Source organism: Microbulbifer maximicatervae (SeqCode) (assembly GCF_052467305.1).
The window spans coordinates 4946760-4961554 of the sequence record NZ_CP174306.1; the positions used below are offsets into that span (position 1 = coordinate 4946760).

Annotated in this window: 14 protein-coding genes; 8 read left to right on the forward strand and 6 right to left on the reverse strand. The window is 53.2% G+C overall.

The window, feature by feature from the left end:
* Positions 1–44 precede the first annotated feature (44 nt).
* The gene (gene cyaY, locus ACJJI4_RS21670) at positions 45–371 is read left to right on the forward strand and encodes an iron donor protein CyaY (RefSeq protein ID WP_282930329.1); all 327 of its coding nucleotides are present in this window, start codon (positions 45–47) and stop codon (positions 369–371) included.
* A 7-nt stretch (positions 372–378) separates the two neighbouring features.
* Here cyaY and argH read toward each other — a convergent pair whose 3' ends face one another.
* Complete coding sequence (gene argH / locus ACJJI4_RS21675; RefSeq protein WP_444895475.1) at positions 379–1803, reverse strand: argininosuccinate lyase; 1425 nt, start codon at positions 1801–1803, stop codon at positions 379–381.
* 89 nt (positions 1804–1892) lie between these two features.
* Here argH and ACJJI4_RS21680 point away from each other — a divergent pair, with 89 nt between their 5' ends.
* Together ACJJI4_RS21680 and ACJJI4_RS21685 are read left to right on the forward strand one after the other, a co-directional pair.
* On the forward strand, positions 1893–3050 hold the full coding sequence (locus tag ACJJI4_RS21680; protein WP_444926436.1) for a sensor histidine kinase: 1158 nt from the start codon (positions 1893–1895) through the stop codon (positions 3048–3050).
* A complete protein-coding gene (locus ACJJI4_RS21685; protein ID WP_444926437.1) occupies positions 3047–3793 on the forward strand; it encodes a LytR/AlgR family response regulator transcription factor in 747 nt (248 codons plus the stop codon). Before ACJJI4_RS21680 ends, ACJJI4_RS21685 begins: the two co-directional genes overlap by 4 nt.
* Before the next feature lie 3 nt (positions 3794–3796).
* On the opposite strand, the gene ACJJI4_RS21690 is transcribed toward ACJJI4_RS21685, so the two are convergent.
* The 4 genes from ACJJI4_RS21690 to ACJJI4_RS21705 form a co-directional block, all read right to left on the reverse strand.
* Complete coding sequence (locus tag ACJJI4_RS21690) at positions 3797–4405, reverse strand: LysE family translocator (RefSeq protein WP_444926438.1); 609 nt, start codon at positions 4403–4405, stop codon at positions 3797–3799.
* Positions 4406–4416: 11 nt separating this feature from the next.
* Positions 4417–5166 (reverse strand): SDR family oxidoreductase, encoded by a 750-nt coding sequence (locus ACJJI4_RS21695; protein WP_444926439.1) that lies wholly within the window; start codon positions 5164–5166, stop codon positions 4417–4419.
* Positions 5167–5402: 236 nt separating this feature from the next.
* The gene (locus ACJJI4_RS21700) at positions 5403–6554 is read right to left on the reverse strand and encodes a PilT/PilU family type 4a pilus ATPase (RefSeq protein WP_108731394.1); all 1152 of its coding nucleotides are present in this window, start codon (positions 6552–6554) and stop codon (positions 5403–5405) included.
* Positions 6555–6614: 60 nt separating this feature from the next.
* Positions 6615–7649 (reverse strand): type IV pilus twitching motility protein PilT, encoded by a 1035-nt coding sequence (locus ACJJI4_RS21705; RefSeq protein ID WP_108731395.1) that lies wholly within the window; start codon positions 7647–7649, stop codon positions 6615–6617.
* A gap of 69 nt (positions 7650–7718) precedes the next feature.
* On the opposite strand from ACJJI4_RS21705, the gene ACJJI4_RS21710 reads away from it, so the two are divergent.
* Entirely contained in the window at positions 7719–8423 is a 705-nt protein-coding gene (locus tag ACJJI4_RS21710; RefSeq protein ID WP_444926440.1) for a YggS family pyridoxal phosphate-dependent enzyme, read from the forward strand.
* Positions 8424–8461: 38 nt separating this feature from the next.
* Positions 8462–8749, forward strand: coding sequence for a hypothetical protein (locus ACJJI4_RS21715; RefSeq protein WP_444926441.1), 288 nt, complete (start codon positions 8462–8464; stop codon positions 8747–8749).
* 77 nt (positions 8750–8826) lie between these two features.
* On the opposite strand, the gene ACJJI4_RS21720 is transcribed toward ACJJI4_RS21715, so the two are convergent.
* Entirely contained in the window at positions 8827–10842 is a 2016-nt protein-coding gene (locus tag ACJJI4_RS21720; protein ID WP_444926442.1) for an alpha/beta hydrolase family protein, read from the reverse strand.
* Between the two features lie 126 nt (positions 10843–10968).
* Here ACJJI4_RS21720 and proC point away from each other — a divergent pair, with 126 nt between their 5' ends.
* From proC to ACJJI4_RS21735, 3 genes are all read left to right on the forward strand, one after another.
* Positions 10969–11802 (forward strand): pyrroline-5-carboxylate reductase, encoded by an 834-nt coding sequence (gene proC / locus ACJJI4_RS21725; RefSeq protein ID WP_444926443.1) that lies wholly within the window; start codon positions 10969–10971, stop codon positions 11800–11802.
* A 67-nt stretch (positions 11803–11869) separates the two neighbouring features.
* Positions 11870–12478 (forward strand): YggT family protein, encoded by a 609-nt coding sequence (locus ACJJI4_RS21730; RefSeq protein ID WP_413664057.1) that lies wholly within the window; start codon positions 11870–11872, stop codon positions 12476–12478.
* Between the two features lie 232 nt (positions 12479–12710).
* Positions 12711–14678: a dynamin family protein gene (locus ACJJI4_RS21735; protein ID WP_413664058.1), complete on the forward strand. Its 1968-nt coding sequence runs from the start codon at positions 12711–12713 to the stop codon at positions 14676–14678.
* Positions 14679–14795 lie beyond the last annotated feature (117 nt).

Here is a 14795-nt window from a genome sequence, read left to right on the forward strand (position 1 = left end):
CCCACCTGATTCAACACATTACACGGTAACAGAAGTAACCAAAGATGAGCCAAGCGGAATATGATGCGGCTGTGGAGCAGACTCTAATCGGTATTGAGGATGCACTCGATCACTGCGATTGGGATATTGACTACGAACGCAGTGATGCGGTGCTGACCCTGACCCTGGAAGACAATGGCAGCCAGGTAATTCTCTCGCGCCAGTCTGCCAACCGGGAGTTGTGGGTCGCCGCCAAATCCGGTGGCTACCATCTTTCTTTTGAAAACCCCGGTTGGAAGTGCACCACGACCGGTGAGGACCTGCCGACTTTGCTCGACCGCGTATTGAGCGAGCAGCAAGGCGAACAGGTTTCCCTCGGATTATCCGCTTAAACAGCACTTAAGTGCGCTGCGAAATCTCTTCCCGTGCGCGTTTACAGGCCGCGCGCACTTGGTTTGGTGCGGTACCGCCAATATGATCGCGAGCCGCAACCGATCCCTCTAAAGTCAGCACCTCAAATACATCTTCGTCAATTTCTGTTGAGAATTGTTGTAGTTGGTCCAGGCTGAGTTCGGATAAGTCTTTATCCTGTTCAATAGCAAAGGATACGGACTGCCCGACAATTTCGTGAGCATCGCGGAAGGCCACTCCTTTGCGTACCAGATAATCGGCCAGATCCGTCGCGGTGGAGAAGCCCTTGGCCGCAGCTTCCAGCATATTTTCTTTTTTTGCCTTCAGTGCCGGCGCCATATCGGCAAACGCGCGCAGGCAATCCAGAGCGGTATCGGCGGCATCGAATAGCGGCTCTTTATCTTCCTGGTTGTCCTTGTTGTAGGCCAGCGGTTGGCTCTTCATCAGTGTGAGCAGCGCAATCAGGTGGCCGTTAACCCGGCCGGTTTTTCCGCGCACCAGCTCCGGAACATCGGGGTTTTTCTTCTGCGGCATAATTGAGGAGCCGGTGCAGAAGCGATCGGGCAGGTCAATAAAGTCGAACTGGCTGGAAGTCCACAGCACCAGCTCTTCACTGGCCCGGGACAGATGGGTGAGCAGCAGCGCGGCGAAAGCACAGAACTCGATAGCGAAGTCCCGGTCGCTGACTGAGTCGAGAGAGTTTTCTGTGGGGGCATCGAAGCCCAGCAGCTCCGCTGTGCGTGCGCGATTGATCGGATAGCTGGTGCCGGCCAGTGCTGCGGCTCCCAACGGTGAGCGGTTAACCCGTTTGCGGCAATCCATCAGGCGCTCGAAATCCCGGCTCAGCATGGCATTCCAGGCCAGTAAGTGGTGGCCAAAGGTCACCGGTTGCGCGCTCTGTAAGTGAGTAAAGCCGGGCATAATGGTATCGGCTTCGCGCTCCGCCAAATCGACCAAGCCATTTTGCAGGCGGGTCAGTTCGGCAGCAATCAGATCGATGCGCCCACGCAGCCACAGGCGGATGTCGGTTGCCACCTGATCGTTGCGCGAGCGGCCGGTATGCAGTTTCTTGCCAGTGGCACCAATGCGTTGGGTCAGGCGCGCTTCGATATTCATATGGACATCTTCGAGCTGCACAGACCAGGGAAATTCTCCCGCTTTTATCTCTTCGGCGATGCCCTTCAGGCCGTCGGCTATCTTGTGATATTCATCAGCACTTAATACCCCCACTTCTGACAACATCTGCGCGTGGGCAAGTGATCCCTGGATGTCTTCCATGGCCATGCGCTGGTCAAAAGTCACCGAGGCGGTAAATCGCTCGACAAAGGCATCGGTGGCTTCACTAAAGCGGCCGCCCCAGAGTTTGGCGGCAGGATTGTTGGCGGACTCGGAGGGGGATTTTTCGTTACTCATGGTTTTCCTGGCTGCAGTGAGATGAAAGGCTGGGGAGCTTGGTGATATCTTGCGCTTGGAACTTTGGGACAATCAAGAATAACAACTGCATGTCATTCCCCTGGCCGTCGGGCATTATAACGCAGAAAATTCGAAAATATCGCACAGGAAATAAGGATTCTGCGCTATCTGGGCAGCTTCCGTTTCTGCCAGACCTCTGTAGTGTCACCTCTCTGGCGGTACTGGTGTTGATGGGGGAGTTGCTGGCGTTGGTGCTGGTCCTGGCCCTGGATGGTTTACCGGAATTCAGTTGGCAGCGCCTGGGGCTGATCTCTCTGGTGATCCAATGGGTGATATTACCTTCGGCCGCGCTGCTGTGCCGGCTTCGGCCGAGCCTGGCGAAAATGCCCCACAAACTCGCTGGCGGCTTGAGTTTTATTGCAGTGCTGTCGGTGCTCATATTGGTGATGGCAGTGCAGCGCTCCCTGCGCGCGGTGTTGTTGCAGACCAGCTTTGATAGCTGGGGATTTGCGGGCGACTGCCTGCTTGGGGCTATTTGTGCGGGGGTGGTATTGCGCTACGCCTATCTTCAGCAGCAACTCTACAACCAGCAGCAGGCGGAGCTCGGTGCCCGAATCGAGGCACTTCAATCGCGGATTCGCCCCCACTTCCTTTTTAACAGTATGAACAGCCTGGCTAGTTTGATCGCTGTTGATCCTGATCGCGCGGAGCGGTTGGTAGAGGATTTATGTGCATTATTTCGTGCAAGCCTCGCCGATCCAAAGCTGGTGCCTTTAGCGCAAGAGATTACTCTAGCCCAACGCTATTTGGAGATTGAAGCCCTGCGTCTGGGGGAGCGTTTGCGCCAGAGTTGGCAGCTAGACGCGGGCCTGGATAAGATTCAGCTGCCCAGTATGTTGCTTCAACCCCTATTGGAGAATGCGGTGTTGCACGGTGTGGCACAGTTGCGGGCAGGCGGAGAGATCAGCGTACAGCTCTCGCAAGGGGGGGGCATATTCAAAGTTGTTATTGAAAACCCATTGCCACAGGACAGTGCAGTTCCTGCGAAGACTGGTAATGGCATGGCGACAGAGAATATTCGCCAGCGTCTCACTGCATACTACGGCGATCGCTTCAAATTTACCGCCCGTCGGGAGGAGGGCCGGTACCGGGTCATACTACAGCTACCCTTATCTCCCCGGGAAGTGGACCGGCGGGAAATAGAGTCCACCACAAATTCCAAGAAGACTATCGAGGTGATGGAGTGACCCAATTGCGCGTACTAATTGTTGATGACGAGCCTTTAGCTCGTGCCCGTCTGCACCGGCAGTTGGAGAGGATCGATAATTGTATTGCTGTGGGAGAAGCGGCAGATATTGAAGTCGGACTATCACAGATCCGCGAACTCGACCCGGACCTTGTGCTACTGGATATTGAAATGCCCGGTGGTAGCGGCCTGGAATTGGCTCAGCAGTTATCCAGCTTTGTGTGTCCGCCGGCAATAATATTCTGCACTGCTCACGATGAGTTTGCTTTGCCCGCTTTTGCCACCTCAGCGGTGGGGTATTTATTAAAACCTGTGAATGTCGAACAGCTGCGCGAGGCGGTTTCTAAAGCGCAGCGTCTGAGTAAGCCGCAGCAGCAGTTGTTAACCAAGCAGGATCTGGAGGAGCCCAGTGGCCGCAGCCGCATTAAGGCGATAAGTCGCCTGGGGGTGGAGTTACTGGATGTAGATTCTATCCGCTGTCTGGTTGCGGACAGCAAGTATGTTGTAGCCCATCACTCCGCTGGAGAGACCATACTGGATGAGTCTCTAAAAGAGCTTGAGAGTGAGTTTGGACAGCGTTTCGTGCGTATTCACCGCAGCGCGCTGGTGGCTGTGCAATATATTGTTGGGTTGCGCAGGGACGGTACAAATTACCGGGTAGAGCTGGATGGCGTAACAGCAGCGCCGCTGGTGAGTCGGCGCATGCTGCCTTCGGTAAAAGGGTTGATCGCAGAGATATGTTAGAGCTTAAATGCTTCCGCGGATAAAAACAGCGAGTACGGCTGCCACCATTAATACCGCAAAACATACCCTGATTATTCGCGCCTGCCTGGGTTTATGAAAAACCGGCCTCAGGCTTCCTCCTAAGCACAACCAGATAAAATCCACCGCAGCGGCTACCAGTAAACAGACCAACCCTGTGGCTAAATAGCTCAGGCCACTCTCTTCAATCGGTAGTAAGAATTGGGAGAATATGGCGAGAAAAGCAGCATAGGCTTTGGGATTCAATAAGTTAAAAATAAACCCATCCAGCAGCGACGGAGGCTGAGCCGTCGCCGATTCGCCCTGCTCCAGTACCGGGGCCGTGGCAATTTTGATCGCGATATAGCCAATATATAAGGCACCGCAAAGCTGAACCGCCAAGCGCGCTTCTGGCCAGGCTGCCAGCAGTGCGGCGATGCCGGCGGTAGCCCCGACAATGGCGACACTCAGGCCAAGCAGGATGCCGATAAGGAAACCGCCGCTTTTTCTCACTCCAAATGTCGCTCCCGATGCGGCCAGGGCAAGTGGTGCCGGGCCAGGGGAGCCGAGCAACAGAGCGGTTGCTGCAATTAGTGAAAAGAGTGCTTCTAACATAATTTTTGGTCCTACTTCCCGCCTGCAACGTCAATAAATGAACCGGTAGTAAAGGTGGATTCATCACCGAGTAGCCAAGCCACAGCTTTAGCCACTTCCTCTGCTCGCCCCCCTCGCTTGAGTGGAATTACAGACTTTACTCGCTCAATTCGATCTGCTTCGCCACCATCAGCGTGCATCTCCGTATAGATAAATCCGGGCCTTACACCATTTACGCGAATCCCTTCATCGGCAACCTCCTGGCTGAGCCCGATGGTCAGCGTATCGACAGCGCCCTTACTCGCTGCATAGTCGATGTACTCATTAGGTGATCCCGAACGGCTGGCAGCAGAGGAAATATTCACGATGGTTCCTCCAGTGCCCCCATTTTTGATAGACATTCTTTTGATTGCTTCCCGGCAGCAGAGCAGGGTGCCGGTGATGTTGGTACGCAGGATTTCATTGATGCGCTCAGCGTCCATCGTTTCGACACGCATTTGCGGTTTAATGATTGCCGCGTTGTTAACCAGGCAGCTAATTGGGCCTAGTTGTTCGTCGACTGTATTGAATAACTGAACAATATCTTTCTCTGAGGATATATCGGCGCGAACGGCTATTGCTAAAACACCAAAAGATCGAAGTTCGACGATCAGTTCTTCCGCTTGCTGCTTGGGCTGCCGGTAGCTAATGGCAATCTGGTACCCCTTGTGGGCAAGTAATTTGGCTGTCGCGGCACCAATGCCCCGGTTGCCACCAGTGATCAAGGCAACTTTTTTATTCATATTGATTGGTCACTCTTTAAACGGGATATTGCGCAGGAAAATAGAGACTTATTGAAAGGCTATTTTCTTCCAATAAAAATGCTGCAGAAAAGAGCCTGCGATATCATTCAATATCGGGCGGGATCAGCTTTTGCATTGCGGAAATATCCGCAGCGGATTATACCGGGTGAAAACCGTTTACAGGCTGGGGACCTTTGATATGTCTGTAAACGGTTTTGATCTGGCTGGATCGGGGGCTAGTAGAGCTGAGGACCACCGTCTCCGTACTCTGAATCATTTTGTAGACTCAACTCGCCAGCGGCACTATTTAAGTACTCGGCATCGGATTCGGATTTGAGCTTAATCATCAGGCGCAAATCGTTGGCGGAGTCGGCGTGGGAGAGGGCATCCTCATAGGTAATTTCTCCCCCATCGTAGAGCTCGTAGAGTGCCTGGTCGAAGGTCTGCATTCCCTGCTCACCAGAGCGCTTCATCAACTCCTTGATCTTATCCACTTCGCCTTTGCGGATCAGGTCCGACATCAGTGGGGTATTGATCATGATCTCAAGGCAGGCACGGCGGCCATCGCCATCGGGAGTCGGTACCAGCTGCTGGGCCACCATCGCCTTCAGGTTGAGGGACAGGTCCATAAACAACTGTTTGTGGCGGTCTGCCGGGAAAAAGTGAATGATCCGATCGAGGGCCTGGTTAGCATTGTTGGCGTGGAGGGTACACAGACACAAATGGCCGGTCTCGGCGAAAGCGATGGCGTGGTCCATGGTTTCGCGGGAGCGCACCTCACCGATCAGAATAACATCTGGTGCCTGACGCAGAGTGTTTTTCAGGGCTACATCGAAAGACTCGGTATCCAGGCCCACTTCGCGCTGGGTCACAATACAGCCGCGATGCTGGTGGATAAATTCGATTGGGTCCTCAATGGTGATGATATGGCCCTTGGTGTTCTCATTGCGGTGGCCGATCATGGAGGCGAGGGATGTGGACTTACCGGTACCGGTGGCGCCCACAAAAATAATCAGACCGCGTTTGGTCATGGCCAGGTCTTTGAGTACGTCGGGTAGTCCGAGTCCATCGATAGTGGGGATTTTGGTTTCGATGCGACGCAGCACCATACCTACCAGATTGCGCTGGAAAAAGGCCGATACCCGGAAGCGCCCCACGTTGCGCACTGCAATCGCGAAGTTCAATTCCTTTTGCTCGGCAAACTCGCGCCGCTGTTTCTCGTTCATGGTTCCCACCACCAGCTCGCGCGCTTTCTCTGGCGTGAGCGCGGTGCTGCTACAGGGCACCACTCGGCCGTGCAGTTTGATGGAGGGCGGGACGCCCGCCGTGATAAATAAATCCGAAGCGCCCTTCTCTACAACCAGTTGTAGAAGTCTTTCAATATCCATGGTGATTACCGCGTTTTATCTCGACTTTTCTTCCCCAGATTGGGGGCGGGTTTTGGCCGTTTAGAAGTTCTCCGGCATCTTGGCTTTTTCGCGAGCCACTTCGCGGCTGATGATGCGGCGTGCCACTAGGTCTTCCAGGCATTGGTCCATGGTCTGCATGCCGACGCTGGCTCCGGTCTGGATGGCCGAGTACATCTGCGCGATTTTGTCTTCGCGGATCAGGTTACGGATGGCTGGGGTACCGCGCATAATTTCGTGGGCAGCGACCCGGCCACCGCCGTTTTTCTTCATTAGCGTCTGGGAGATAACGGCCTGCAGGGATTCCGACAGCATTGAACGCACCATGGCTTTCTCCTGCGCCGGGAATACATCCACCACACGGTCAATGGTTTTGGCGGCGGAAGTGGTGTGCAGGGTGCCGAATACCAAGTGACCGGTCTCTGCCGCAGTCAGCGCCAGGCGAATGGTCTCCAGGTCCCGCATCTCACCCACGAGAATGATATCCGGGTCTTCACGCAGTGCAGAGCGCAGCGCTTCGGCAAAGCCGTGGGTATCCCGGTGCACCTCACGCTGGTTCACCAGGCACTTCTTGGATTCGTGCACAAATTCGATCGGGTCCTCGATGGTGAGGATATGCTCGTATTTATTGTCGTTGATGTAGTCCATCATCGCCGCCAGGGTGGTGGACTTACCGGAACCCGTGGGCCCGGTCACCAGTACCAAGCCACGGGGAGTATCCGAAATCTGCTTGAATACCTGACCCATTCCCAGGTCTTCCATAGTGAGAACTTTGGAGGGAATGGTCCGGAATACGGCGCCGGCACCCCGGTTGTGGTTAAAGGCGTTTACACGAAAGCGGGCGACACCGGGGACTTCAAAAGAGAAGTCTGTTTCCAGTAGTTCTTCGTAATCCTTGCGCTGCTTATCGTTCATGATCTCGTAGATCAGGCCGTGTACCTGCTTGTGCTCCATTGAGGGCAGGTTGATACGGCGCACGTCGCCGTCGACACGGATCATCGGCGGCAGGCCCGCCGAGAGGTGTAAGTCCGAGGCGTTTTGCTTGGCGCTAAAGGCGAGGAGTTCAGTGATATCCATACTGCTACCTTATGGTTCTTGTTTGGGCTCAGGTAAAATCGCCGCTCAAATCGGTAAGGGCATCAGTATATGCGCAAAGAGACAATCGTCGAAAACCTGAATGCAGTAGGTGAGCGGATTGTGACATGCTGCAACAACTGCGATCGCAACCCTGCAGAAATTACCCTGTTGGCGGTTTCCAAAACACGACCGGCGGAAGACCTGCGGATTGCTTTTGCAGCTGGCCAGCATCACTTTGGCGAAAATTATTTACAGGAAGCCCTGCAAAAACAGGATGCCCTGTCCGACCTGGATATTCACTGGCATTTTATTGGGCCGCTTCAATCGAACAAAAGCCGCGCTGTGGCAGAGCGATTCCAATGGATGCACACGGTGGATCGCTTAAAAATTGCCCAACGTCTGTCGGCACAGCGTCCCAGTAATATGGCACCACTCAATATCTGCTTGCAGGTGAATATCGATGGCGAGCAGAGCAAGTCTGGCATAGCTCCACGGGATTTGGTGGCTCTGGCGCGTGAAGTGATGACATTGCCGGGACTATGCCTGCGCGGTTTGATGGCGATTCCCGCTGCTCGTGACAATGTATTTGAGCAGGAAAAACCATTTATCCAGTTGGCAGGGTTGCTGCAAAGCCTTCGCGAAGCATTTCCCGAGCAGGCCCTGGATACTCTATCCATGGGGATGTCTAAAGATATGGAGGCTGCTATTGCCTGCGGTGCCACTATTGTGCGTATTGGCACAGATATTTTTGGGGCACGAAACTATTCTGCATGACAGAATTAGTACGCAAGTAGACTTTCTTGGGATATGGGATGACAAAATCTGGGACTGTAGATGTATTGCTGCTGCTTTTATCAGTAAGCGCAGTTCTATCTTTGTCTGTAACGAATAGTGTGCTGGTGACCTGGGTGGCGCTTGAGTGGTTGGCTTTTATCTGCCTGCTTGCATTTATATCTCCCAAAATCTCATTGGTTACCGGCTTTTTGAATTCGGCTGTTACCGGGATATTCGGAGATAAGAGCCGCTATTGGCTTTGGATACTGGCGATTGTTCTGAACTTGATTGCGATTGTGGAAACATTTCCTTTTTTGTTTAGTTAATCAGGGGCTCCTTACATAGTTAAGTTCTAAAAAGAAAACGGCCCTTAAGGCCGTTTTCTTTTTCTGGGAACAAATAATTATTGTTCATTCAAGCTGAGCTGCTTTTTTTGATCTTCACTCAGTAGGTGTTCGGCAAAGAAGAGAGCTGTTGCCTGGGTAAAGGCATCACTGTTCTCTTTCTTGCGGTAGCCGTGCCCTTCATTGAGTGCGTTCATATACCAGACTTGATTGCCATTCTCACGAAGTGCAGCCACGATTTGCTCAGCCTCGGTGACAGGTACCCGAGGGTCATTTTGTCCCTGCACTACAAACATTGGCACCTGGATCTTGTCCACATTGTTGTTGGGGCTGATTTTTTCCAGGAAAGCGCGCATCTGGGGATCCCGCTCATCACCATATTCGACTCGACGAAGGTCGCGACGATAGCTCTTGGTATTGGTGAGGAAGGTGACAAAGTTAGAGATGCCGACGATATCCACTGCTGCTTTTAAACGATCGGAATAGTAAACACTACTGGCCAGCACCATATAACCACCGTAGCTGCCGCCAAACACTGCAACGCGTTCCGCATCCAGGTCAGGCTGAGTAGCAATCCAATCCAGAAGAGCACCGATATCCCTAACTGAGTCCTCGCGCTTGTAGCCGTTATCCATGGCTAGGTAGCTCTTACCATAACCAGCGGACCCGCGTACATTTGGGGCAATTACAGCAACACCAAGTTTTTCTAGCCACAGCTGGTATGTACTGGAAAACATGGGGCGGTACTGTCCTTCAGGACCACCGTGGATTGAAATAACCACAGGTACGGGGCCTTTGGCATTGCGCGGCTTATAGACGAATGCGGGAATTTCACGCGGCTTTCCATCCTCCTCGTCGAAAGTGGGATAGTGCACCAGTTCGGGTTCGACAAAGCTTTCGCTGTCGAGACCACCGACTTCACTAAATGTCCATCGGGTAAGGTCACCACTGGATAGCGGGCGGCGGCCAAGATCCATTACGAAGGAATCGGAGGGAGTTTTAGGTGTGTTAAGGGTTAGGGCCAGCTTATCACCTTCGGGGTTAAATTCTATTCCACCGATAAGACCGATCGGTAGCGAGTCGACCTTGCGGTAGCGGTCATTGCGTGGATCGTATAGATAAAGGGTGGACATACCATTTTCGTTGGCGACAAAAGCGCCGCGGCGACCGTCTTTACTGAGGATAAAGCTGCTGATATCCCAGGGGATATCGGAGGTAATTATCTTTTCATCGCCACTCTCCAGGTCTTTGCGGATCAGTTGGGTAAATTCGCGCCCTTTATCAGAGATGATATAAACCGAGCGATTGTCATAACTGAAACCCGCTGGGAAATTGCGGGAATCAGCCTCTTCATCGCTCGTACCGGCGAGTAGTGAGACTTCGCCGCTGTCGAGATCCAGCAAATGAACATTAGATCGAGTGGAGGAGATATATTGCATGACCAAAATTTGGCTGCCGGATTGTGAGAAATCACTGGGGCCCCACCAACTGCCATCCTCAGACTTAAGGATCAAGCGGTCTTCTTTTTTGTCACCGTCGAAAGTGGTTAACCATATATCATTGGCCCTGCCATCTCGGCGAGTACTCTGGTAAGCGATAGCTGAGCCCTGCTTATTCCAGAGAATACTGCCATTGCGAGACTCACCATCAGTAATCATCTCGCTAGTGCCGTTTTCTGTATCAAACAGGAAAATCTGGGCGTATTCATTGCCGCCGGCATCCATGGTGAATGCCAGTTGGCTGTGCTCCGGGCGGGTAGAGATGCCGCCTATCGGCTCTTCGAAAAAAGTTAGTTGTCGGCGAGCGCCACCTGCATTCTCTACCTTGTGTAATTGAGAAACTTCGCCGAAGCGGGTACTGACATAGATACCGTTACCGTCAAGATCCCAGCCCCGGAAGCTAGCTGAGCGTACGTTCTGGTAACGATTGAGCTCATTGATGATAGTTTGGGGAATGTTTGGCACATCTTCGAGTATCAATTGGCCGTTGTTTAGCGTGCGAGTTTCTACTGCACCAGCAGCACTGGTCGCAGTGATCAGTGCTGCTATAAGCAGTGAACGCCATCCTTTTTGCATACTGTCCTCCGTTAGGAGCCACTTGGTATGGCTCTCTTGTTATTTGAATCTGGCGGCCACATATTAGCGGAATGCCCCGAACGGGGAAAAGCAACAAAATTTTTGTAACCGCCCAAGGTGATATGAGTGAGTACAGCGAACCCTAAGATGGTTTTTATTGGTGGCGCCGGCAATATGGCGGGGGCAGTGATCGGTGGTTTGGTGGCCTCCGGTTATCCGGCGGACCAGATCACTGCTACAGGCCGTGATCGGGACAAACTCAATGCTTTTGCCGAGAGCCATGGGGTAGCTATTAGTGACGATAATGTTGCCGCTATTGTTGATGCCGATGTAATTGTACTGTCGGTGAAACCGCAAGTTATGCGAGAACTTTGTGAGGGACTGAAACCCCATTTGGTGGATCGCTCGCCCTTGATTATCACTTTTGCTGCGGGAATTCCGCTCGCGGCTTACCACCGTTGGATGGGAATGCACCTCCCTATTGTCAGGGCTATGCCTAATACCCCGGCCCTGGTGCAAACCGGAGTTACCGGTCTTTATGCCGATAGCAAGGTTACGGGCGAACAGAAGGAACTTGCCGGGCGTATCGTCGATGCGGTAGGCATCTCATACTGGGTTGAGGAAGAGCGCGGCATCGATCAGGTGATTGCGGTAGCGGGATCGGCACCGGCTTACTTTTTCCAGTTTATGGAGGCCATGATTGATGCGGCTTCCGCCGGTGGCCTTGCTCGTGCAGATGCGGAGCGCCTTGTGTTGCAAACTGCCCTGGGCGCCGCCAAACTGGCGGTCGCCAGCGATGTTGACGTCGCCCAGTTGAAGCGCAATGTGATGTCACCAGGTGGAACCACTGAGCGCGCTGTTCAACGGTTCGAGAAGGGTGGGTTGCCGCAGTTAGTGGCCGATGCCATGCGCGATTGCGAGCAGCGGGCGACGGAAATGGCAAAGGAATTGGATCGGTAACAGGTTCCGGTCCAATTGGGTAGGTGCAGCGGTGGCTGCTGAAAATCTTTTTGTTTAGGGTTTATCCATGGTCAATACCTTCAGCGATATCGGCGTTTATGTCGTGGGCATACTGGGCATTTTGTTCCTTTTCGCCGTGTTATTGCGTTTCCTATTGCAGTTGGGCCGTGCGGATTTTTACAACCCCATATCTCAGGGAGTTGTGAAGGTTACCAACCCTTTGCTGCTGCCGCTGCGCAAAGTGGTGCCAGGACTTTTTGGCGTCGATATGGCCTCAGTAGTACTGGCGTTGATAGTCGGTTGGGCGATGATTATGGCTTGCGCCATGATTGCAGGTTACGGCCTGGTTAACCCCCTCAGTGCCCTGCTGTGGTCGTTGATCGGCTGTGTCTCCACTGTGATAGCGATGGTGTTTGTCGGCTTATTGGTCTCCATCGTTGCCAGCTGGATTGCGCCGAATAGCGGCCATCCAATTCTAATTTTACTGCACCAACTCCTGGAGCCATTTTGCGGACCTGTGCGACGCTTGATTCCGCCGTTGGGGGTGATTGATATCAGCCCGATATTTGTCTTTATCCTGCTCACTGTGATTAACAGGCTGCTTATTGGTTTTGCCCAAATGGCCAACATGCCGGCTTTTGTGTACAGCCTGTTTTGGCATATCCCCGGCTTTTAACCGGACTCTGATCACCCCAAAATATCCCCTGCATCTTTCAAGCCCCGCCCTCTGGGGCTTGCGCAATTGTTCGAAGGTTTCTTAAATTGTGACCGGCTGAACATTTCTTCACCTGTGCGCACTAGATCGTATTTGGCGCGGTGTTAGACTCTTATACTATCGACTGACGGCTCTTTCTCTTGTCTTAGTAGGGGCCGGTAGTTCCGGGTCTCAATAACAAGAACACCGTGAAATGGAAGACGCACTTTTACGCCAGCATATTTCTGACTACGACCGTTGGAAGAAGAATCTCGATCGCCAGTTTGCCCACTTCAGCCAATGGCTTGAACAGCACTTCTCTAATTCTGCTGGTGCCTGCCAGGTTGTACAGCAGGCCCGCGCCCTACTTGCAGATGATCAGTTCACCCTGGTTTTAGTTGGGGAGTTTTCACGGGGGAAAACTGAACTGCTCAATGCCCTGTTGTCGCAAACTTACGGACAGCGTCTACTGCCCTCAAGACCGGGGCGCACCACTATGTGTCCCACGGAAATTTTCAGTGATGGCGGCGAGCGCGCCAGTTTGCGGCTGCTTCCGATTGAGACCCTGGCGACGAATACCAGCCTGGAAAGCTTCCGTCGAATTCCGCAAAAGTGGGTAACTCACGAGTTTGATGCCAATGATCCCGAGGCGACCCGAGAGACTTTATTGAAGGTTGCCTCGACCAAGTCAGTAATGCCGGAAGAAGCCGCTCGCTATGGCTTCGATCGGCGCCACTTAGATGGCAAAGGGAATCTAGTGGAGATCCCCGCCTGGCGTTTTGCTTTGATTTGTCTGCCGCACCCATTGCTGGATCAGGGGTTGCGTATTATTGATACCCCGGGACTGAACGCCCTCGGCAATGAGCCGGAGCTCACATTGAGTACACTGCCCGGGGCCCAGGCGGTTGCCTTTCTGCTGGCTGCCGATGCTGGGGTAAGTGGTACCGATATGAGCATGTGGGAAACTCACCTGGCGCCACTGCAAGAGCATCGCGGAACATCCGTGATGGCCCTGCTCAACAAGATGGATGTGCTTTGGGATGATCCGGAGGAGGATGCTGAGCTGCTGCTGCGACGCATGCGCAGTGAAGTGGCCGGCCTCTTGTCTCTGCCTCAGGAAAGTGTTGCCGGTGTCTCTGCAAAAATGGCTTTGTTGGGGCGCCAGCAGCGGGATGCGGATTTGGTGCGAAGCAGCCGCTTCGGTGAGTTTGAAAGGATGCTGGTTCAGCGCCTGTTGGAGCACCGGCATAAAATGGCCGAGCACCGCTCACTGCATCAAGCTCTCACCCTGATGGCTGATACCCGCGATCTACTCAAGCGTCGTTTGAATAGTGGTCGGGCAGCGCTGGCTCACCTGCAGCGCAATAGTGGCAACACCTCAGAGCAATTGGCAGAGTTGGAACAGTTGCAGACGACTGTGCGCGAGCAGCATAAGATTTGTCATCAGGAATTGCTGACGCTCAAATCCAGCCAGAGAATGCTTACACGACAAAGTACTTCTTTGTTGGCGCCAATATCCAGACAGCAGTTGCAGGCGCTGATTGACGATACCCTGGCTACTCTCAATCGCCGTTGGACGCCTATGGGCATGGCGAGGGCTATCGATACTTTTATGGAAGGGGTAGACCATCAGATGTCTAACCTCGAGCGGGAAGTGGATCAGGCTAATCGCTTGCTCGACGCTGTATTTGAGCGCTCCAGCTTGAAGAAAGTCGATGATGCCGAGCAGTATTTTACTATCCGCAAATTTCGCTTCGCGTTGCGTGGACTGCATCGCCAGGCCGCTCAGCTGAGGCGATCCCCGCAGCTGTTATTGGCGCGCCGCAGCCGTCTCAGCGAGCGCTTTATTACCACGCTTGCCAGTGAAGTGGGTCGGCTGTACGACGATATGGGTAACAAAGCGGAAAATTGGTTAGAGCAGGCTCTTGAGCCTCTTAAACAGCATGCGCAGTATCAGAAACAATTACTCAATCGCCATTTGATTAAGCTCACCGAGTTGAAACAGAAAACTCGCAGTCGTCGCACGGATCTTCGAACTCTCGAGGATGAGGTTCAGCGCAATGATAAGGCGCTGGTGGCGTTAGAGGATTTATTGCGGCACAACAGCTCTGCACCACAGCCGGTTGCGCCGGCGCCGCGCGCGCACAATGTAACCCCCTTGAAGGCCTCCCATACCACCTGAATTGGGTGCTAATTGATATTGGTTCTGACTGGCATTTGTTATAAGTTGCAGTGATCTTATTCACTGACTGCTTCGGCAATTTGCCAGGCAGCACCTTTCAACCTGACAGATACAGTG